The organism is Corynebacterium incognita, assembly GCF_014217255.1.
Classification (GTDB): Bacteria; Actinomycetota; Actinomycetes; order Mycobacteriales; family Mycobacteriaceae; genus Corynebacterium; species Corynebacterium incognitum.
Genome location: NZ_CP059404.1, coordinates 744,261 through 765,341, shown reverse-complemented (window position 1 = coordinate 765,341; position 21,081 = coordinate 744,261). Strand labels below are relative to the sequence as shown.

14 protein-coding genes and 1 tRNA gene are annotated in these 21,081 nt (G+C 66.5%); 11 read left to right on the top strand and 4 right to left on the bottom strand.

Annotated elements, in window-relative coordinates:
• The first annotated feature begins 10 nt into the window (after nucleotides 1–10).
• Complete coding sequence (locus H0194_RS03540) at nucleotides 11–769, top strand: aminoacyl-tRNA hydrolase (protein ID WP_185176468.1); 759 nt, start codon at nucleotides 11–13, stop codon at nucleotides 767–769.
• A gap of 8 nt (nucleotides 770–777) precedes the next feature.
• On the opposite strand, the gene H0194_RS03535 is transcribed toward H0194_RS03540, so the two are convergent.
• Both H0194_RS03535 and H0194_RS03530 read right to left on the bottom strand, forming a co-directional pair.
• On the bottom strand, nucleotides 778–2,763 hold the full coding sequence (locus H0194_RS03535) for an ATP-dependent DNA helicase (protein ID WP_185176467.1): 1,986 nt from the start codon (nucleotides 2,761–2,763) through the stop codon (nucleotides 778–780).
• 149 nt (nucleotides 2,764–2,912) lie between these two features.
• Nucleotides 2,913–4,250, bottom strand: coding sequence for a nicotinate phosphoribosyltransferase (locus H0194_RS03530; protein WP_185176466.1), 1,338 nt, complete (start codon nucleotides 4,248–4,250; stop codon nucleotides 2,913–2,915).
• Between the two features lie 104 nt (nucleotides 4,251–4,354).
• Here H0194_RS03530 and clpS point away from each other — a divergent pair, with 104 nt between their 5' ends.
• The 7 genes from clpS to rdgB all read left to right on the top strand — a co-directional run bounded on the left by clpS (nucleotide 4,355) and on the right by rdgB (nucleotide 9,187).
• A complete protein-coding gene (clpS, locus tag H0194_RS03525) occupies nucleotides 4,355–4,642 on the top strand; it encodes an ATP-dependent Clp protease adapter ClpS (RefSeq protein ID WP_185176858.1) in 288 nt (95 codons plus the stop codon).
• A 19-nt stretch (nucleotides 4,643–4,661) separates the two neighbouring features.
• Nucleotides 4,662–5,201 carry a DUF2017 domain-containing protein gene (locus tag H0194_RS03520; protein ID WP_185176465.1) on the top strand — a complete coding sequence of 180 codons (540 nt, stop codon included), beginning with the start codon at nucleotides 4,662–4,664 and terminating at the stop codon, nucleotides 5,199–5,201.
• 42 nt (nucleotides 5,202–5,243) lie between these two features.
• Entirely contained in the window at nucleotides 5,244–6,011 is a 768-nt protein-coding gene (locus H0194_RS03515; RefSeq protein ID WP_185176464.1) for a rhomboid family intramembrane serine protease, read from the top strand.
• Between the two features lie 73 nt (nucleotides 6,012–6,084).
• Complete coding sequence (gene murI, locus H0194_RS03510; protein WP_185176857.1) at nucleotides 6,085–6,909, top strand: glutamate racemase; 825 nt, start codon at nucleotides 6,085–6,087, stop codon at nucleotides 6,907–6,909.
• Between the two features lie 98 nt (nucleotides 6,910–7,007).
• A complete protein-coding gene (locus H0194_RS03505; protein ID WP_185176463.1) occupies nucleotides 7,008–7,775 on the top strand; it encodes an MBL fold metallo-hydrolase in 768 nt (255 codons plus the stop codon).
• A gap of 36 nt (nucleotides 7,776–7,811) precedes the next feature.
• Entirely contained in the window at nucleotides 7,812–8,549 is a 738-nt protein-coding gene (rph, locus tag H0194_RS03500) for a ribonuclease PH (protein WP_185176462.1), read from the top strand.
• Between the two features lie 35 nt (nucleotides 8,550–8,584).
• Nucleotides 8,585–9,187, top strand: coding sequence for an RdgB/HAM1 family non-canonical purine NTP pyrophosphatase (rdgB, locus tag H0194_RS03495; RefSeq protein ID WP_185176461.1), 603 nt, complete (start codon nucleotides 8,585–8,587; stop codon nucleotides 9,185–9,187).
• Nucleotides 9,188–9,213: 26 nt separating this feature from the next.
• Here the strand turns inward: rdgB and H0194_RS03490 are convergent, their stop codons facing one another.
• The gene (locus H0194_RS03490; RefSeq protein ID WP_185176460.1) at nucleotides 9,214–9,591 is read right to left on the bottom strand and encodes a DUF3817 domain-containing protein; all 378 of its coding nucleotides are present in this window, start codon (nucleotides 9,589–9,591) and stop codon (nucleotides 9,214–9,216) included.
• A complete protein-coding gene (locus H0194_RS03485) occupies nucleotides 9,569–10,036 on the bottom strand; it encodes a hypothetical protein (protein ID WP_185176459.1) in 468 nt (155 codons plus the stop codon). Before H0194_RS03485 ends, H0194_RS03490 begins: the two co-directional genes overlap by 23 nt.
• Nucleotides 10,037–10,163: 127 nt before the next feature.
• Here H0194_RS03485 and H0194_RS03480 point away from each other — a divergent pair.
• The 3 genes from H0194_RS03480 to H0194_RS03470 all read left to right on the top strand — a co-directional run bounded on the left by H0194_RS03480 (nucleotide 10,164) and on the right by H0194_RS03470 (nucleotide 21,053).
• Nucleotides 10,164–10,245 (top strand) — tRNA-Leu (locus H0194_RS03480).
• Between the two features lie 353 nt (nucleotides 10,246–10,598).
• The gene (locus H0194_RS03475; RefSeq protein WP_246389042.1) at nucleotides 10,599–11,744 is read left to right on the top strand and encodes an SPFH domain-containing protein; all 1,146 of its coding nucleotides are present in this window, start codon (nucleotides 10,599–10,601) and stop codon (nucleotides 11,742–11,744) included.
• Nucleotides 11,745–11,879: 135 nt separating this feature from the next.
• Nucleotides 11,880–21,053 (top strand): type I polyketide synthase, encoded by a 9,174-nt coding sequence (locus H0194_RS03470; RefSeq protein WP_246389040.1) that lies wholly within the window; start codon nucleotides 11,880–11,882, stop codon nucleotides 21,051–21,053.
• Nucleotides 21,054–21,081: the final 28 nt, after the last annotated feature.

The following is a 21,081-nucleotide window of genomic DNA, read 5'->3' as shown; positions in this document are numbered from 1 at the left end:
TCCGCGACGCATGACCCCCGAGTTTCACCAGGCGCACCGCCGACTCGTCGCCGCCACCACCGCACGGAGTTGGCGTGATGACGTCGAGGACCCCGACGATCCCGCGACCGTCCAGGCAATGCAGATGGCATTGAACCTGCCCAAAGGTACCCCGCCCGCGCGCAACGCGGTGTTGGTCGCCGCCGCGCAGGCCGTCGTCGCCGTGTGCCTTGACGAGCGCGCTGGCGCTGAATCCGGTGCCTTCGTCGACGGCCTCGCTCAGTGGTACGGCCACCGTATCCGGAAGGTAGCGCGCCGTGCCCGCAATAAGGCCTGGGACGACGTCCAAGCTCTGCCCGGCGTCACGGTGGATAACCTCGCGCGCGCCTTCGTTCCCTCCGCGGTGGCGGAGGTTCCCGCGGCCGTCGCGAAGCTGCAGATCGGGCACACCGATCTCCCGCATGATGATGACCTACCGGCACCCACCCCGGAGCACCCAGCGTTGTACGTCGACGGCGGATTGGGGATGTCCATGGGCAAAGCCGCAGCGCAGGTCGGACACGGTTCCATGCTCCTGGCGGCGGCCATGACCGCGGACGAGGCCCACGAGTGGGCCCAGACCGGCTACCCGCTCTCCGTCGTGGAAGCCTCGCCGGAGGTTTTTACTGCTGCCCTTGAGAAGGCAGAGACTGATCCCGGTGCGGGCGTAGTGATCCGTGATGCCGGCTACACCGAGGTTGCGCCGGATTCCGCGACCGTCGTCGCGTTCCACAGCCCGCTCGCCGAATAAGCTGCGGCCTAGTTCCCAGCCACGAGTCGGCGCAGGGCGCCCTTGGCTACGTCGGGCGCCGTGGTCTGCCAGTAGGGCAAAAGAGAGGACTTCAAGAAGCCACCGTAGCGCTTGGTGTCCAGGCGCGGATCCAGCACAGCGATGACTCCGCGATCGTTGACCGAGCGCAACAGGCGGCCCGCGCCCTGCGCCATGAGCAGCGCAGCGTGCGACGCGGAGACTTCCATGAAGCCGTTGCGGCCCGCGGCGTCGGCGGCTTCCTTGCGTGCCTGCGGCAGCGGATCGTCCGGACGGGGAAACGGGATGCGGTCAATGGTCACCAGTGAGCACGCGGTACCGGGTACGTCCACACCCTGCCATAGCGACAGCGTGCCAAACAGACACGAGTTTTCGTTCTTGGAGAACTTCTCCACGAGGGCGCCGACGGAATCGTCGCCCTGCAAAAACACGTCAAAGGGCAAGCGTGGGCGCAGCGCCTCAGCAGCTTCTTTGGCCGCCCGGGTGGAAGAAAACAGGCCCAGGGTGCGCCCACCCGCGGCCATGATGAGCTCGAAGAGCTCCTCCAGGCGTTCCTTGCCCAGGCCATCGCGACCGGGGTCGGGAAGGTGGCGCGCCACGTAAAGGATCCCGGCTTTGGACGGGTCGAACGGCGTACCCGCGTCCATGGAATCCCACTCGCCGGCCGGGAGTCCCCAGCGGGCGGCCATCGCGTCGAAGCGACCGCCGATAACCAAGGTGGCCGAGGTCAGCACCACTGTGCGGGAGCCGAAGAGCTTCTCCCGCAGCATGTCCGCTACCGACAGTGGCGCGACCGCCAAGGTGCTGAGGTCATTGTCCCGCCCCGTCTCCAGCCAGACGACGTCCTCGTGCTTCGCCGGGTTGGGGGAAGAGAAAACATCGAGGATGCGGACGATGGTGCGTACGGTCTCATCGACCAAGTTCGTGAGGTTCATTCGCTCCGCGTAGGTCTCGGGGTCCTGCGTGGGCTCACCGGACGGGACGTCGGAAATTGCGGTGCGTAACGACAGTAAGGTCTCCTGCAGCGAGACCAGCTGGCCCTTGATGGGGCCTTCGATGTTTTTCCACCTTCCCGGTGGCAGCTCGGAGACGTCCTGTGCGAAGTCATCGGCCTGCTCCGTCAGCCGCGCGTCCTTGCCCTCCGCGCCCAGGGAGCGCGCTCGGGTGGCCATCATCCGCAACGAACGCGCATTGATGGCCGCGGTGGCAGAGGCAGTGATGCGAGCGTCCAACTCGTGGGCCTCGTCCACGATGACGGCGTCGTGCTCGGGAAGGATGTTGATGTCGCTGAGGGCATCGATGGCCAAGAGACTGTGGTTGGTGACCACGATGTCCACGTCCTGGGCACGCCGGCGGGCGGCTTCTGCGAAGCATTCCTCGCCGTGCGGGCAGCGCGTGGCACCCAGGCACTCGTTGGAAGTCACCGACACCGCTTTCCAGACCTTGTCCGGAACGCCCGGTTCCAGGTCATCGCGGTCGCCGGTCTCCGTCTCGTCCGCCCAGTCAGCAACGCGCTTGACCTGCTTGCCCAACCAGGTGATCCCGCCCTCGTCCTCGCCAAGTTCTGCAGGGGTGCCTTCTTCTTTAGCGATCCGGTTGAGGCAGACGTAGTTGTTGCGGCCTTTCAAAATCGCAAACGTCGGCTTCTTCTCCATCTCGCCGTCCAGGGCGTCGACAAGCCGTGGCAGGTCGCGCTCCACCAGCTGTCGCTGCAGCGCCAACGTTGCGGTGGAGACCACCACCGTGGAACCGGTTGCCTGCGCGTGCCGAATTGCGGGGACCAGGTACGCCAGCGATTTGCCGGTACCCGTGCCGGCCTGGACAGCGAGGTGCCGCTTGTTCTCCAGCGCGGTGCTGACGGCATCCGCCATCTTTTCCTGCCCCTCGCGGCGGGCCCCACCCAACGCGGCAACCGCCACCTCCAGCAACGCCCGGGTGCTGGGAAGCTCTGCTGGGGTGGCGGTCTCTTCAGTCATGCTGGGCGGCTTCTTCCTATGGGGTGCTGTGCGTGCCGGGAATGACCCAGGCAGGCTGTTAGTACCTAGACAGTGTATCTAACGCTCATGACTTTCTGTGACGCGCTTCGTGAAGTGTAGGAGCTCCGGTGATGTCGTCTGTCGGGGGATTAGAAACCAGAAAAGCGAGTGTTGAGCGCCGGCTCGCCACGCGAGAGCGCCAGGCCTTCCCATGGGAGGGAGACCAGGGCCTGCTTGACGTATTCGCGGGCCTCCTCCAAGGAAGGCAGCTCGTCGACGAGCTCACCGTCGCGCATCATCGGGGTCGTGATCTCGCGGACTTCCAGGCGGGGCGACACAGCGTCGGGCTGCTCGGCCGCGATGGGGGTGACTACTTCCTCCACCGCGGTACCGGTGCTGCGGTAGGTGCGGAAGCCGCGCTTGGCGGCGCCCAGCGATTGCTTGGAGGAAGAACGCTTGGCCACTGGATGTCCTTCGACCTCCACGACCTTGTACACCAGGCCGGCGGTCGGGGAGCCGGAACCGGTGACCACCGAGGTGCCCACGCCGTAGATGTCCACGGGATCGCCGCGCAGACCAGCGATGGCAAACTCGTCGAGGTCCGAGGAGACCACGATCTTGGTGTTGGTGGCGCCGAGATCGTCGAGCTGCTTGCGCACGCGGCGGGTCACCGCGCCGAGGTCGCCGGAGTCGATACGCACGCCGCCGAGCTCCGGTCCGGCGACCTTGACTGCCGTCTCGACGCCCTTGGTGATGTCATAGGTATCCACCAGCAGCGTGGTGTCCGTGCCCAGCGTCTCCACCTGGGAGCGGAACGCGGCTTCTTCGTTCGGGGTGCCGTCCTCGTTGACATGCGCCAGCGTCCACGCGTGTGCCGCGGTGCCGGAAGCCGGGATGCCGTAGCGGTAAGAAGCCTCGAGGTTCGAGGTGGCTTCAAAGCCCGCCAGGTAGGCGGCGCGGGCCGCGGTGACCGCCGCGTATTCATGGGTGCGGCGGGAACCCATCTCAATGATGGGGCGACCGTCGGCGGCCGTGACCATGCGGGCGGCGGAGGAGGCTATCGCGGAGTCCGCGTTCATGATGGAGAGGATGACCGTCTCCAAGATGACGCATTCGCCGAAGGTGCCCCGGACGGTCAATAGCGGTGAATGGGGGAAGTACAGCTCGCCCTCGCGGTAGCCGTCGATCTGCCCGGAGAACTTGTAGTTACGCAGGTAGTCGATGGTTTTTTCGTCAAGGAAGTGAAGCGTTTCCAACTGCGCTTCGGTGAAACGGAAATCCTGGATAGCGCGCAGCACGCGGGTGGTGCCGGCCACCATGCCGTAGCGGCGTTCGTTGGGCAGGCGGCGGCAGAATACCTCACAGGCGACCTGGCGGTCCACGGTGCCGTCGCGAAGCGCCGCCTGCAACATGGTGAGCTCGTACTTGTCCGTGAGCAGAGCGGTGGAGCGGTCTGCGGACAGGGAAGTCGGTGGAGTGTAATTCACCCCACATACCTTACCCGAAAAGAATTTGCCAGAAATCCGCGCTACGCTTGTACCTTATGAAGGTGCCTAACGCTATTGACTCCTCCCGCGTGGTTGCGGGGCCCATGGCCTCGCCCGAGCTAGATCAGGAGTTGCAGCTCGACGTTGCCACGAGTGAGAACCTGCCCTGGATGTGCATCGTCTGGGATGACCCCGTCAACCTCATGTCGTATGTCTCCTATGTTTTCCAGACCGTGCTGGGCTACGACAAAAAGCGCGCCCAGGAACTCATGATGCAGGTGCACACCGAGGGCAAAGCAGTAGTCTCCACGGGCGAGCGCGACAAGATCGAAGGCGACGTGAAGAAGCTTCAGGTTGCTGGCTTGTGGGCAACCATGCAGCAGGCCGGCTAGGGGGAGTGAGGTAGCGACAATGCAGGAGTGGAAGAAGAAAAAGGCGCTCATCAAAGGCGTCAAGTACAGCACGGTGTTCGAACCGATTGAGCGGGAGGTCTTAGGCGATCTCGCGGCGTCGGTGAGCGAAGCGATCATCGCGCGGGTGCAGTCCGCGCCCAAGGATGAACTTGCGGACATGATGGGGATGGCCTCCGGGCACAAGGACGCCCCGGAGGATCCGTCGCTAGCGCGCCTGTTCCCGGATTTCCAGCGCGAGGGCGATGAGGAGTTCGACGGCGACGCGCAGCTTCTACGCAGCCTGCACGAGAATGACATCGCGCGCGCGAAGCTCATGAACCTCCAGCTCATCGGCGAGGTCTTGGGGCCCAATGGCAGCGTCAATGTGACGTTGGACGAAGAGGAGGCCGCGTCCTTCGTGGCTGGGCTCAATGACCTGCGCTTGTTCCTCGCCGCCAGCGAGATGCCGCAGGGAGAGGGCCCCATGGCGGACCGGGACGCTCTAGTAGAGTGGCTGGCGTACAACCAGGACAGCCTGCTGACCGCGATGATGGATTAGCGGCGTCCGCCCAGGACTAGCCGGAAAGGGCGCATCCTCACCATGAGCTACCAGTATCCCTCCGGGGGTGACCGCAGTCGCCCCACCTCCGGCTATGGCCAGATGCCGCAAACGGGTCCGCAGCCCGGTGGCTTTAATCAAGGAAATATCTTCGGTGATGCCCGGCCCGTCTCCTACCAGGGGCCTGGCGCGCCGCGCCGCACCCAGCGCCCGCAGGCTGGTGGTTTCCGCACGGGGATGTCGTTTGCGGTGCTGTACGTTGTGTCCATCTGGGCCGTGCACCTCATCAATACCTTTGTCTTTGGCGGGTTCCTGACGCATTTTGGTATCCACCCGTGGGATATCTCCAGCATGTGGGGAATCCTCACGGCGCCACTACTGCACGTCGGATTTGATCACCTCATTTCTAACACCGTGCCCGGCGCTATTTTTAGCTTCTTCATTGGAGCCACCGGCCGCCGCACCTGGTGGGAAGTCACCGGCATCGTGGTGGTGCTGGGCGGCCTGGGCACGTGGCTGCTGGGCGGCTTGGGCACCAATCACGTTGGCGCATCCGGGCTGGTGTACGGCTGGCTGTGCTACCTGGTGTGGCGTGGTTTGTTCAACCGCAGTTTCCGCCAGGTCATCTTGGGCGTGGTTCTGGGCTTCATGTACGCCGGCCTCATTTGGGGAGTGTTGCCTAACGACGCCGGGGTGTCCTGGCAGGCACACCTGTGCGGCGCCCTGGCCGGCATCGTGGCCGGAATGGTTATCACGAGCGATGATCCGCCGCGCCCGAACTCCGCGGCGAATCGTCAGCTGACGTACTAGTTGCATTGCGTAGCGGCTAGACTTGGCCACCATGAGTAGCTCCACCCCCCACGATCCTGTTGCGCGTTTTGTCATGGGCACTCAGGAGATCACCGAAGTGAGCCCGATTGGCATGTTCGACTCGGGCGTGGGCGGTTTAACGGTGGCACGTGCGCTCATGGACCAGCTGCCCAATGAGTCCATCTACTACATCGGCGATACCGCCCATGGCCCTTACGGCCCGCTGCCGATCGCGGAGGTGAGGGAGCATTCCCTGCGCATCGCCGATGAGCTGGTGGAGGCCGGGTGCAAGATGCTCGTCATCGCGTGCAACACCGCCACCGCCGCGTTCTTGCACGACGCTCGTGAGCGTTACGACGTCCCCGTGGTTGAGGTCATTCAGCCTGCCGTGCGGCGCGCGCTACGCACGACCCGCAACGGCAAGATCGGCGTCATCGGCACCCAGGGCACGGTGAACTCCGGCGCGTACCAGGACATGTTCGCCATCAGCCCGGGCATCGAGGCGCACGCGGTGGCCTGCCCGCAGTTCGTTCCCTACGTGGAGCGGGGCATCATCACCGGCCAGGAGATCCTGGACATCGCCAAGGGGTATGTGCAACCGTTGCGCGAAGCGGGCGTCGACACGCTCGTCCTCGGTTGCACCCACTACCCCCTGCTCACCGGTGTTTTGCAGCTGGCCATGGGAGACGAGGTCAACCTGGTGTCGTCAGCGGAGGAGACCTCGAAGGACGTCATCAAGGTGCTGACGGAAGAAAACATGTTGGCACCGCTGGGAAACACCCCGACGCGAGTGTTCAAGTCCACCGGCGACCCCGAGATCTTTGAGACCCTCGCCAGCCGATTCCTGCCGCCGTCGACCGGCGAGCTGCGCCGCATCGGGGCCGGGGAACACTTCTAGGCCTGTTCCTGCGGTCGACGAAGGTATATTTCCAAGGGATTTGCCGCAAAACCTGCTTTTGTCCCCCACAACGGTGAATTTCGTGGCAGGATAACCCCATGAAGTTGACCGTCCTTGGTTGTTCTGGTTCCGTGCCTGTGCCGGGAAACCCGGCCTCTGGTTACCTGCTGTCCTTCCCGGATGCGCCGTCCATCGTCATGGACATTGGCCCGGGCACCCTGGCGGCCCTGCAACAGGTCCAAGATCCTTGCGACGCCCATGTGCTATTCAGCCACCTGCATGCTGATCACTGCATGGATTTTCCCTCCCTTTTGGTGTGGCGCCGCTTCCACCCAGAGGCGCCCGCGGCATCGCGCAATCTGTGCTTCGGTCCGCAAGCAACCCCGGTCCACCTGGGGCGGCTGAGCGCGGACGCGGGCCAGGAGGTCGACGACATGTCCGATACCTTCGCGTTTGAAGCGTGGGCCGATGGCGAATCTGTCCTCATCGACGACGTCACCGTCACCCCGTTTGCCGTCTCCCACCCGGTGGAGGCCTTCGCGCTGCGCGTGGAACACCGCAAGTCCGGCACGGTGCTGACCTACTCCGGTGACACCGCGTACTCGCCGCGGCTTATCGACGCCGCGCGCGGCGCGGACGTCTTCATGTGCGAGGCGGCGTGGGGCGTAGACAGCTCCGACAAACCCGAGGGGATGCACATGAGCGGCGCCGACGCAGGGCGCGCCGCCTGCGAGGCTGGGGTAAGCAAGCTGCTGCTGGTCCATCTGCAGCCGTGGGGCGACACCGAGGCGACTCTTGCTGCGGCCCGCGCAGAATTCGACGGCCCGGTGGAGCTCGCGTTCGCGGGCCAGGAGCTGTCGCTGTAGCGTCGCCGGGTGGCGGCACCGGGTAGCCTGGGTGCCATGACTGATTTCACCCGTGCCGACGGCCGCGCCGTCGATGAGCTTCGTCCTGTCCGCATCACCCGGAACTTCACCTCGAACCCCGCTGGTTCGGTGCTCGTGGAATTCGGTAACACCCGCGTGATGTGCACGGCTTCCGTGGAGGAGGGCGTGCCGCGCTTCAAGCGCGATTCCGGCGAGGGCTGGTTGACGGCCGAATACGCGATGCTGCCGTCCGCGACGCACGAGCGCATGCCGCGCGAGTCCATGAAGGGCAAGGTCAAGGGCCGCACCCACGAGATTTCCCGCCTGGTAGGCCGCAGCCTGCGCGCCGCGGTGGATCTGTCCCAGCTGGGGGAGAACACCATCAACCTGGACTGCGATGTGCTCCAGGCCGATGGCGGCACCCGCACGGCGTCGATCACCGGCGCCTACGTGGCGCTGGCGGACGCCATCGCCGAGCTCAAGGAGCGCGGCGTGGTCCCCGGTGAGCCGCTGCTGCAGCCAATCGCCGCTATCTCTGTCGGCATCATCGACGGCCAGGTGTGCCTGGACCTGCCGTACGAGGAGGACTCGCGCGCTGAGGTGGACCTCAACGTGGTGATGCAGGAATCCGGCAACTTCGTGGAAATCCAGGGCACTGGCGAGCACGGCCTGTTCGGCCGCGAGGAGCTCAACCAGATGCTCGACGTCGCGCAGAAGGGCTGCTTCGAGCTCATCACCGCGCAGAAGGAAGCCCTGGCGCAGCCACTGCGCTAAAACACTCACAAAGTACCGAAGGAGACGCGAACACCATGCAGTTCCTGGTCGCCTCAAACAACGCGAAGAAGCTCAAGGAGCTAGAAACGATCCTCGCGGACGCCGGCATCGCCGGGGTGGAGCTGCTGCCGCTCAGCGCAGTGGAGTCCTACCCGGAGCCGGTGGAGGACGGGCGGACGTTCGCGGACAACGCGCTCATTAAGGCTCGCGCCGGTGCCCAGGCCACCGGACTCGTTTGCGTGGCGGACGACTCTGGCCTCGCCGTCGAGGAACTCAACGGCATGCCGGGCGTGCTCTCGGCGCGCTGGTGCGGCGCCCACGGCCCGGACGAGGAGAACAACCGTCTGCTGCTGGGCCAAATGCAGCACGTGCCGGACGAACGTCGCGCCTGTGCGTTCGTCTCCGTGTGCGCACTGGTGACCCCGGACGGCAAAGAAGTCACCGTGGAGGGGCGCTGGCCGGGAACCCTGCTGCGCGCGCCGCAGGGCGAGAACGGCTTTGGCTATGACCCGCTGTTCCAGCCGGAGGGTGAAAAGCGCTCCGCGGCGGAGATGACTCCGGAAGAAAAGAACGAGGTGTCGCACCGCGGGCGCGCCTTGCGCCAGCTGGTGGACACCATCGCCGAGCTTGCGGGCTAGGGGCGTCGGCAAGCCCCACCCTGGCCTTAGGCCAGCTGGAACTGCTCCTTCACCTCGCGGCGGCGCTTAGCCTCCATGAAGAAGGAGAAGAACGGGACCACCCCAGCCAGTGCGGTGAGGATGATCTTGCCGAAGTCCCAGCGCGCCCGCATGCCCAGCATGAGGCAGCTGATCACAAAGGCCATGTATACCCAACCATGCACGATGGCGATAATGGTGGCCCAGCCCGGCATTTCCATACCGAAGCCGTACTCGAGCACCATGCGGACGACGAGGAAGATGAGGAAAACGCCGGTCACCCACGCGGCGATGGAGAAGAAGTTCAGCGCCGGGCGGATGCGCTCCTGGCGTTCCGGGTGCACCTGTTTCGGCTGCGGGGCGTTATTGCTTGTCGGCTGAGTCATTGTTCTCCTTCATGTTGTCGGCGGCCGCGTCCGGCCCCCGGTTAGCTGCTTTCCGACGTCGCGGGGCGTTGCGCTCATTGAACTCCGCAACGTCCATCTGCGGGCGCTCGGGCAAGAAGTCCTCGGAAATCTTGGTGACTTTCTTATCCGGCTTTTCCGCCTGATACTGGAAGTCCTCCTCGCCTGATTCCGCGGCTTCGGATTCGGCCTCGATGCGCTCGTTTTCATACTTGATGGACATGCGATACGCGTAAATCACAAAGGCGGCGAACAGCGGCCACTGCAGGGCGTATCCCAGGTTTTGGAAGTCTCCGGAGCCTGACTGGAACCGCGTCCACTGCCAGTATGCGAGACCCAGGAACGCGCACACAAAGAAGGCGATGAGCACGATGTGCCACCAGCGCACCTTAATCTTCTCGCGTTTTTCGTCTTGTGGGGTACTCACGCTAGGACATCCTACCCGGTTGTCCTCCAAAAGTATGATCGGTGCCGCGGCGCGGGGTAATTTCCGTTTTCTTCCCGCCAACCAGTACACTCTCTTCTGGCACGCGGTGTACGCCGACGTGTTCTACGCGCCCGTGGCGGAATTGGCAGACGCGCTGGATTTAGGTTCCAGTGTCTTCGGACGTGTGAGTTCAAGTCTCACCGGGCGCACATTTTTTATCCGGCCGCTGGGGAACGATCCTTGGGTCGGCAAGGGGTGGTCCCTGGGACGGAATTGGGCCGACAGTGGGGCGGCATTGTGCAAATACTGCGAGATCTCGGAAAAGATCGCCTCACATGGCGCTGTTTCGCAGTTTTATCCAAGGCGCCGCGGTGAAATCCTTCGGTGAGCGCAAGGCCGACTTGATCCGAATGCCTTCTGCGTTGTAGGTGCACCCACCCTAGCGCAGTGCGCTCAAATGTGGGACTGTAAAGGGTAAGTGGGTACCACTTTCAAGAATGGGCAAGGGAAGTCGCCTCAAAGATGCGGGCGGCTTCGAGCGATTGTGCGAAGGAGCGCGGCTATGAGCGGTGTGTTGATTGTCTTCGGAATTCTGGTGCTGCTGGTCCTGGCGGTGCTGGCGGGTACGTTCTTTATCGTGCGCACCCGCGAGGCGGCCATCGTGGAGCGCTTGGGCAAGTTCAACCGTGTGGCCCACGCCGGTCTGCACGTCAAGATTCCGTTCGTGGATCGCATCCGTGCCACGATTAACCTGCAGGTCCGCCAGCTGGACGTCCTCGTGGAAACCAAGACCAAGGACAACGTCTTCGTGCAGATCCCCGTGGCTGTGCAGTACCAAGTGGTCGGTGGCCGCGAGCGCGAGTCCTACTACCTGCTGTCTAATCACGAGCAGCAAATTGTGGCCTATGTGCAGGACAACGTTCGTTCCTCCGTCGCGGGCATGATTCTGGATGACGCGTTCTCGTCCAAGGATGACATTGCGCGTAACGTTGCCTCCTCCCTGCGCGACAACATGGCGGCGTACGGCTGGCACTTCGTTAACACCCTGGTTACCGATATTCGTCCGGATTCCCGTGTGCGCGAGTCCATGAACTCCATCAACGCCGCCCAGCGTGAGCGCGAGGCCGCCATCGCCCAGGCCGAGGCTGAGAAGATTCGCGTGGTCAAGGAGGCCGAGGGGGCGGCCGAGGCGCGCAAGCTGCAGGGTCGCGGCGTCGCGGAGCAGCGTAAGGAGATCGTCGAGGGCATCGCTGCGCAGTACGAGATGCTGCGCCGGGCCGGAGTCAACGAGTCCCCGGAGACCCTCATGCTGGTGTCCCAGTACCTCGACGCCATGGTGGACGTCTCTCGCAACGGCCAGTCCTCCGTGCTGTACTTGCCGTCCAATCCGGAAGGCATGGGCAGCATCTTCGATGGCATGCGCGACGTCCTCATGGCCAACCACGCGCTGAGCGCCGATAGCGTCAATCCGGCCGCCACGCGCCCCCAGAAGAAGGAGCAGCGCCGTGCCACCAGTGGCTCTGCCAGCTCCACCGCCACCAGCTCTAGTTCCAGTGCCGGAAACTATGGCGACGGGGCCGGCAGCATTGCCGGTGGCAACAGCTCCGCGCTCGAGGGCGGCAATCCCAACTTCTCGCAGTTCGGCGGCCAGGGGATCGAGGGCTACGAGCAGTTTGACGTGCAGCCCTACAAGCCCAGCGAGGACTAGTTTCTGGCGCTTGCGGGGGTACCCTTTTTTGGGCGCGACGCGCCAAAAGATGACGGAATCCTCATGATTTTGTGGCATGCTAGGTAAGCTAAAACCTTTCTATAGCAAAACAATGCGCAAGGAGTGTCTGCCACAGTGAGCGTCGACGTAATTAAAACTGCTGGTGAAGTCAAGGTTCCTGCAGCCGCGGAACGTCTGATTACCCGTCTGGACACGGAGCCTTTTGCGCTGTCCTTCTCCGGGCAGGGCTACCCGTGGATTGAGCAGTTGGCGAGCTCACTGGCATCAGGCGCACGCACCGCCATCACTGCTGCGGTGGCGGAGTCCGACGAGATCCTCAAGCCCGTGGCAGACGAGCTACTTCCGTGGCTTCCTCACGGCTTTAAGCCTCTGGAATGGGCCGCCGATTCCACCGTCGCCGAGCGCCTCGATCTCTCCTCCGCGGAGATGTCCACCCCGGGCATCACACTGGCTCAGCTGGCGCTGCTGGATAACCTCACGGCCCAGGGCCTGCGTCCCGACGCCGCAGTCGCCCACATCGGCCACTCCCAGGGCGTGCTGGCCACCTTGGCGTCCACCGGCACGCTCGATGCAGGGCAGACCATCGCGCTCGCGCGCCTCATCGGCGTCGCCGTGGCGCAGGCCTCCCGCGAAACCGGCCTCATCCGCACCGGCGAGCTCGGCCCCATGGTGTCCATCGGCGGCATCGTCACCGAAGCCGATGAAGAGGCCCTGCTTCAGCTTATCGACGCCGTGTGCGCCGACGTCGCCGACGATCTCAAGCCGGTGCTGGCGTTGCGCAACAGCCGGGACGCGGTCGTCCTCGTCGGCCGCCCTGACGATAACGCTAAGGTCATCGCCGCCTTGGAAGACCACGTCATTAACCCGCTCAACGTGCAGTGCGGCTACCACCACCCGGCCATGGAGTGCGCCGTGGACCAGGTCATGGAGTGGGCGCGCTCCTGCGGCCTGCCCGAGGACAGCGCCCGCCTGGGCGCCCGCGCGGTGCTGTCGGAGCCGGTGCACTGGCCCGAGCGTGTGGAGGACGCCGTGATCTCCGGGGCCCGTTGGATCCTGGAACTGGGGCCTACCGGGGGCGTCGCCAAGCTCACTGCCCGCATCGTCGCCGGGTTGGGGGTGGGCGTGCTCGACGTCTCCACCCACGCAGGTCAGGCCCAGCTGTTCGACGCCGGCCAGGCCCCACAGGCCCCGGTCAACTACGCCGACTTCGCCCCGAAAGTGCGCAGCGGCGAGGCATTGTCCACCACGTTCACTGAGCTCACCGGCCACTCGCCGATTATGCTCGCCGGCATGACCCCGACCACTGTGGACCCGCAGATCGTAGCCGCGGCGGCCAACGCCGGGCACTGGGCGGAGCTCGCCGGCGGTGGCCAGGTCACTGAGACCATTCTGAATGAGCACCTGGCGCGGCTGGGTGAGCTGCTCAATCCTGGCGTGAATGCGCAGTTCAACGCCATGTATCTGTCGCCGAAGCAGTGGCGCACCCAGATCGAGGGCAAGCGCGCCGTGCCGCGCGCCCGCGAGAACGGCGCCCCGATCGACGGCATTGTGGTCTCTGCGGGCATGCCGCCGTTTGAGGAAGCGGTGGAGTTGGTGAAGTCCCTGCGCGACCAGAACTTCCCGTGGGTGGCCTTCAAGCCCGGCGCGGTCAAGCACATCCACAACGTGCTGCGCGTGGCAGACGCCATCCCGGAGATCCCGCTCATCATTCAGGTCGAGGGCGGCGTGGCTGGCGGCCACCACTCGTGGGAAGACCTCGATGACCTGCTCATCGCTACCTACGGCGATATTCGCCGCCGCGACAATGTCGTGCTCGCGGTCGGCGGTGGCATCGGCACCCCAGAGCGCGCCGCGGACTACCTCACCGGTTCGTGGGCCGAGGAGCACGGCCTGCCGCCGATGCCCGTCGACGCCATTTTGGTGGGCACCGCCGCTATGGCGGCGAAGGAATCCACCGCGTCGGAGTCCGTGAAACAGGCGCTGGTGGACACCACCGGCCTGCCGGCTGAAGACGGCTGGGTCGAGGCCGGCACCGCGCGCTCGGGTATGGCCTCGGGCCGCTCCCAGCTGGGCGCGGACATTCATGAGATCGACAACTCGTTTGCTCGCGCGGGTCGTCTCATTGACGAGGTAGCCGGCGACGCCGATGCTGTGGCCGCGCGCCGCGATGAGATCATCGCCGCTATCAACAAGACCGCCAAGCCCTATTTCGGCGATCTGGAGTCCATGACGTATGCGCAGTGGCTGCGCCGCTACGCCGAGCTGTCCTTCCGCGGTGACTGGGTGGATCTGTCCTGGGCGAAGCGCCTGGGGGAGATGATCGACCGCACTCAGGCCCGCCTGGATGCCCAGGATCACGGCGAGTTCACCCCGGCGGTGACCTTCGATCCGCAGCCAGGCGAGGTCAATGACCCGGCCGCCGCGCTTGATGCCTTGGAGCAGGCCTACCCGCAGGCCGCGGACATCGAACTGTACCCGGCGGACATCGCGTGGTTTATCAAGCTGCTGCGCTCGCCGGGCAAGCCCGCGGGCTTCGTCCCGGTCATCGACGCCGACGTGCGCCTGTGGTGGCGCGCGGATTCGCTGTGGCAGGCCCACGACGCGCGCTTTGACGCCGACGAGGTCTGCATCATTCCGGGCACCGTCGCCGTGGCAGGCATCACCGAGGCTAACGAGCCAGTGGCCGACATCCTGGCCCGCTTTGAGAAGGCTGCCGTGCAGCGTCTCTACGCCGTGGCGGAGCAGCGCGCTCAGCTGCACGACGACGCGCAGGTGACCGAGATCGCCCCGCGCACCCTGCTGGAGCGCGTGCGCACCGCGCCATATGTCTCCTGGGCCGGGCGCTACCAATCCAACCCAGTCCAGCTTCTCGACGACCCGCAGCTCGAGGTCATCAACAACGATGCTGCCGACGCCGCGGCTGAGGTAGTGCGCCTGACCGTGGACATGGGCGATGGGGCCTGCGTCATCGACTTCCAGCTACCCGAAGGAGCGCCGTATGCGGCGGTTCCGGAGGTGAGCGCGGCCTCCGCAGAGCGTGCGATGCAGTCGCTGGTACGCACGGCAGCCGGCGGCCAGCTCGCTGAGGGGGAGTGGACCACCGACATCAACCCGGCCCTGCGCGCGCAGTACACCAATGTCACCGCCGGCTACGTCACCGCCGCCGAGGGGGAGCACGCCGCTGCCACCGCGGCGCCGGACGTCTTGGTCGGCCGCGCCTGGCCCGCGGTGTTCTCCGCCATCGCGCAGGCCGAGATCCCTGGTACGGGCCGCAGCGTCATCGAGGGTATGCTCGACCTCGTTCACCTGGAGCACAACCTCACCCTGCACCAGCCCGTACCGGAACAGGCGCAGTTGAAGGTCACCGCCCGCGCCACCGACGTGCGCGATACCCTCGCTGGCCGCGTTGTGGAGGTCGAGGCCGAGATTCGCGCAGGCGACACCACCGCAGTGGAGAACAACACCGGTGAGAACCTGCTGGCCACGTTGGTCGAGCGCTTCGCCATCCGCGGCCGCCGCGGCGAGGCCGACGTACCTGTCACCCCGACGCCAGACACCGTGACGGACAAGGCGCCGTCCTTCCGCAACCTGCTCACCGTCACCGCACCGGAGAGCATGCGGCCGTTCGCCGTCGTCTCCGGCGACCGCAACCCGATCCACGTCAACACTGACGCGGCGGCGCTCGCCGGACTGCAGGACGGCGTGATCGTCCACGGCATGTGGACCTCCGCGCTGGCCCAGGCGGCCGCCGCCTTCGACGGTGTGGAGATCCGCGAGTGGTCCGCCACCATGGCGGCTCCCATCCTCCCAGGCGCCACCATCGAGTACCTGGTGGAACGCACGGGCGTCGACACGCGCGCGGGCTTCGGCGAAGTCCGCACCGTCACCGCCACGGTCAACGGCGAGCTCGTGCTGACCGCCCGCGCCATCATGTCCGCGCCGCGCACCTTCTACGGCTTCCCGGGCCAAGGTATCCAGCACCCGGGCATGGGCATGGACGCCTACACCTCGTCCGCCGCCGCGCGCGAGGTGTGGGACCGCGCCGACCGCCATACCCGCTCCAAGCTGGGGTTTTCCATCCTGGACATCGTCCGCACCAACCCGGATGCCGTGGTGGTTGACGGCGAGCGCTTCGCGCACCCCGACGGCGCCTTGTTCCTCACCCAGTTCACCCAGGTGGCCATGGCCACGCTTGGTTGCGCCCAAGTGGCAGAGATGCGCGAGGCCGGGGTGTTGGAGAAGGATGCCTTCTTCGCCGGCCACTCCGTGGGCGAGTACAATGCCCTGGCCGCGTTCGGCGAGGTCCTGTCGCTGGAAGCCGTGGTGGAGATCGTCTACCGTCGCGGCCTGACCATGCACCGCCTGGTCGAGCGCGACGCCAACGGCGTGTCCAACTACGGCCTGGCAGCGCTGCGCCCGAACAAGATGGGAGTTGCTGCCGACGAGGTGTTCAACCACGTCGCACAAATAGCCGCGGCCACCGGCGAGTTCCTTGAGATCGTCAACTACAACATCTACGGCGTACAGTACGCGGTGGCCGGTACCCGCAAGGGCCTGGCCGCGCTGGCCGCCGATGCGGAGAACCACGCGCCGGGCAAGCGAGCGTTCATCCCGATCCCGGGCATTGACGTTCCGTTCCACTCCTCGCACCTGCTGGGCGGCGTGGACGACTTCCGCGAGCACCTGGACAGCCTCATCCCGGCGGATCTGGATTACCAGGTGCTGGAGGAGCGCTATGTGCCTAACCTGGTGGCGCGCCCGTTCGAGCTCACCGAGGACTTCGTCCGCGCTATCGCGGACGTGGTGGATTCGTCCTACATCACGGACATCCTGGCGGACTTTGACGCCGCTCTGGCGGATCGCCAGAAGCTCGCCCGCGTCCTGCTCATTGAGCTGCTGGCCTGGCAGTTCGCGTCGCCGGTGCGCTGGATTGAGACCCAGGATCTGCTGCTGGCGCCGCAGGGCCGTACCGCGGGTGCGGGCACCCCGGGCCTGGGTATTGGCCGATTCGTTGAAATCGGCGTGGGCTCCTCGCCGACGCTGGCGAACATGTTGGGCCAGACCCTGCGCCTGCCCAAGTACGCCGCCGCCGACCTTGAGGTGTTCAACATCGAGCGCGACCGCGCCCTGGCTTTCGCCGAGGATGCTGCTGCGCGCCCGGACACCGACGGCGATGCCGCCGCGGACAACACAGGCGACACCGTCACCGATGCTGCCGCCGCCCCTGCCGGTGCCGCCACTACCGCAGCGGCCAGCGAGACCTCGGAGGCCGCCATCGCGGCGCCGGTCCCAGCAGCTCCCGCTCCCGCTCCGGCAGCAGGCTCAGCGCCGACGCCGGAGGATCGGGTGTTTACCGCGGGCGATGCGGTGGAGATGCTCATCGCACAGTGGACCAAGGTCCGCCGTGATCAGATGGGTCCGGCCGATACCATCGAGCAGCTCGTGGAGGGCGTATCGTCCCGCCGCAACCAGCTACTGCTGGACCTCGGCGTCGAGTTCGGACTCGGTGCCATCGAGGGTGCCGCCGACGCGGAGCTGTCTGCGCTGCAGTCCACCGTCGCCGGCATGGCCAAGGGCTACAAGGCCTTCGGCCCGGTCCTCGGCGACGCGGTGGCCGACTCCCTGCGGCGTTTGACCGGCCCGGCGGGCAAGAAGCCGTCGTACGTTGCTGAATACGTCACCGGCACCTGGCAGCTGGGCGCGGGCTGGGCGGATCACGCCACCGCCGCGCTCGTGCTGGGCACCCGCGAGGGCGCGTCGTTGCGTGGTGGCGAACTCGCCACCTTGGAGCCGGCGTCCCCGAGCAACGCCAAGGAATTGGACGCGCTTATCGACGCCGCGATTGTTGCCGCCGGCGAGCGCGTGGGCGTCACCATGGCCAAGCCCGCCGCCGGGGGCGTCGCCGCGGGCGGGGTAGTGGACTCCGCCGCGCTCGGCGAGTTTAGCGACAAGCTGACCGGCGACCGCGGCGTGTTGGCCGCGACCGCGCGCGAGCTGCTGGCACAGCTCGGCCGTCACGGTTTCGCGGATAACGACTCTGCGCGCGCGGCCACCGAGGCCGTCACCGCGGCGGCGACCGCGAACCAGGAGCTTGCCGAACTCATGGACACCGTGTCCGCCGAGCTGGGGCAGGACTGGCCGCGCCAGGTGGCGCCGAGCTTCGACGCCACCAAGGCCGTGCTGCTCGACGACGCCTGGGCGTACGCGCGCGAGACTCTCTCCCGCGTGGCGCTGGGCGAGATGGACGCTGCGGACGTGGACGTCACCGGTGCCGGCGCAGAGGTCGCTGCCATGGCTGAATTCCTCGGCCTGCCGCAGCTTGCGGAGCAGGCGCTCGACAACACCGCGCTGGAGTTCACCACGGACGTCGCCGTGGTCACCGGTGGTTCACCGAATTCCATCGCTTCCCAGGTCATCGCGGAGCTGCTGCGCGGCGGCGCCACCGTGGTGGCCACCACCTCGCGTCTAAACCACGGCCGCCTGGACTACTACAAGAATCTCTACGCCCAGCACGCCCGCGGCACCGCGGCGCTGTGGGTGGTACCAGCGAACCTGAGCTCCTACCGCGACGTCGACGCGCTCGTGGAGTGGATCGGAAACGAGGACACCGCCACCGTCGGCGGTTCCAAGAAGGTACTCAAGCCGGCGCAGGTGCCCACGCTGCTCTTCCCGTTCGCGGCACCGCGCGTGTCCGGCTCCCTGGCTGACACCGGCGCCCAGGCGGAGAACCAGATGCGCCTGCTGCTGTGGGCCGTGGAGAAGCTCATTGCGGGCCTGTCCACCCTGGGCACGTCCACGCACGTGGGCCAGCGCCTGCACGTGGTGCTGCCGGGCTCGCCGAACCGCGGCACCTTCGGCGGCGACGGCGCCTACGGTGAGTCCAAGGCTTCCCTGGATGCCCTGGTCAACCGCTGGTCGGCGGAGCCGATCTGGGGCGAGCAGACCAGCCTCGTCCATGCACTGATCGGCTGGGTGCGCGGCACCGGGCTCATGGGCGGCAACGATCCGCTTGTCGACGCCGTGGAGGCCAAGGGCGTGCGCACCTTCAGCACCGAGGAGATGGCCGCCAACCTCATTGGGCAGGCTTCCCACGAGGTCCGCGCCCAGGCCGCGCAGGCCCCGGTCGTCGCTGATTTCACCGGCGGTCTGGCCGACGCCGACGTGGACATGGCCGCGCTGGCCCGTGACGCCAGCGCCGCCGCCACCGACACTGACGCTGCCAACAACGGCGCAGGCGCAGGGGAGACGACCCCGCGCACACTGCGCGCGCTGCCGTCCATTGGCAGCGCCGTCCGCACCGTGGGCACCGACCGCCCCACCCCTGACTTCAGCGGCACCAACGGCCCCGCCGTCACACAGGACCTCGATGACATGATCGTCATCGTCGGCGCCGGCGAGCTCGGCCCGATTGGCACCTCTCGTACCCGCTACGAGGTGGAGATGACCGGCGACCTGTCCGCCGCGGGCGTCATCGAACTGGCCTGGAACCGCGGGCTGATCACCTGGGAAGGCGGCGCCGGAGTAGACGGTACCGGCGGCTGGGTGGACGCCGACGGTGTGGACATCGACGAAGAGGACATCTACGCCCGCTACCACGACGACGTCCTGGCAGGCGTCGGCATCCGCCGCTTCCACGATGATTTCGGCATGGTGGACAACCTCGCACCGGAGCTGACCACCATCTACCTGGAGAAGGATCTGACCTTCACCGCCGCCAACGAGGAGGAGGCACGCGCGTTCGCCGCCGAGGCCGAGGGCGCGAGCGTCCACTTCAACGGCGAGGACTGGGAGGTCACCCGCCCGGCGGGTTCCGCGGTCCGCGTGCCGCGCCGCGTGGCCATGTCCCGGTTCGTCGGCGGCCAGGTGCCGGAGGGCTTCGACCCGGCGCGCTACGGCATCCCCGCGGACATGGTGGACAACCTGGACCGCGTGGCGCTGTGGAACATCGTGTGCACCGTCGAGGCTTTCCTCGCGGCCGGTTTCACGCCGGCGGAGCTGTTGGCCAGCGTCCACCCGGCACGTGTGTCCTCCACGCAGGGCACCGGCATGGGTGGTACCGGTTCGCTGCGCTCGCTGTACGTGGATAAGCTTGTGGCCACCCCGCGCCCGAACGATATTTTGCAGGAGGCGCTGCCCAACGTCGTGGCCGCGCACGTCATGCAGGATTACGTCGGCGGTTACGGCCAGATGATCCACCCGGTCGCCGCCTGCGCCACGGCGGCGGTGTCCGTCGAGGAGGGTGTGGACAAGCTGCGCCTGCGCAAGGCTGACTTCGTGGTCGCCGGCGGCATCGACGACCTCTCGCTGGAGGGCATCACGGGCTTCGGCGACATGGCCGCGACGGCCGACTCCGGGGACATGGCCGCCAAGGGCATCGAGGATAAGTACTTCTCGCGCGCCAATGACCGCCGCCGTGGCGGCTTCATTGAGGCCGAGGGCGGCGGCACCATCCTGCTCGCGCGCGGCACGCTCGCTGCGGAGCTGGGCCTGCCAGTGCTCGGCGTGGTGGCATTCGCGGAATCCTTCGCCGACGGCGCGCACACCTCGATCCCGGCACCGGGTCTGGGCGCCCTGTCCGCGGCCCGCGGCGGCGAGGACTCCCGACTGGCGCTCGCCCTGCGCGAGGTGGGTGTGGCCGCTGACGACGTGGCGGTGCTGTCCAAGCACGACACTTCTACCAACGCCAACGACCCGAACGAGTCGGATGTGCACGAGCGCATCGCACATGCGATTGGCCGCAGCGCGGGGAACCCGCTGTACGTGGTTTCGCAGAAGTCGATCACCGGCCACGCCAAGGGTGGTGCGGCGGCCTTCCAGCTGGTGGGCCTGACGCAGCTGCTTCGCGACGCCGTGATCCCGGCCAACCGCAGCCTCGACTGCGTGGACCCGGTCCTGCGGAAGCACGAGCACCTGGTGTGGCTGCGTCAGCCGCTGGATGTGAGCTCCCGCGGCATCAAGGCTGGTCTACTCACCTCGTTGGGCTTCGGTCACGTTTCCGCCTTGGTGGCGGTGGTGCACCCAGGCGCCTTCATCGAGGCGCTGCGCACCGCTCGCGGCGAGGACGCCGTGACCGAGTGGACCCAGCGCGCCGCTGCCCGCGTTGCCGATGGCGAGCGCCGCTTTGCCCGTGCCCTGCACGGCGGCGCCGCGCTGTTCGAGCGCCCGGCGGACCGCAACCTGGGCGGTAGCGGTGACGCCGTCAAGGAGCGCGAGGCTGCAGTCCTGCTCTCGCACGACGCCCGCCTGCGCGACGGCCTCTTGGAACCGAATCCGGAGGAGCGTAGCTAGTGAACCAGGAGCAGCCCGGCCAGGTGCA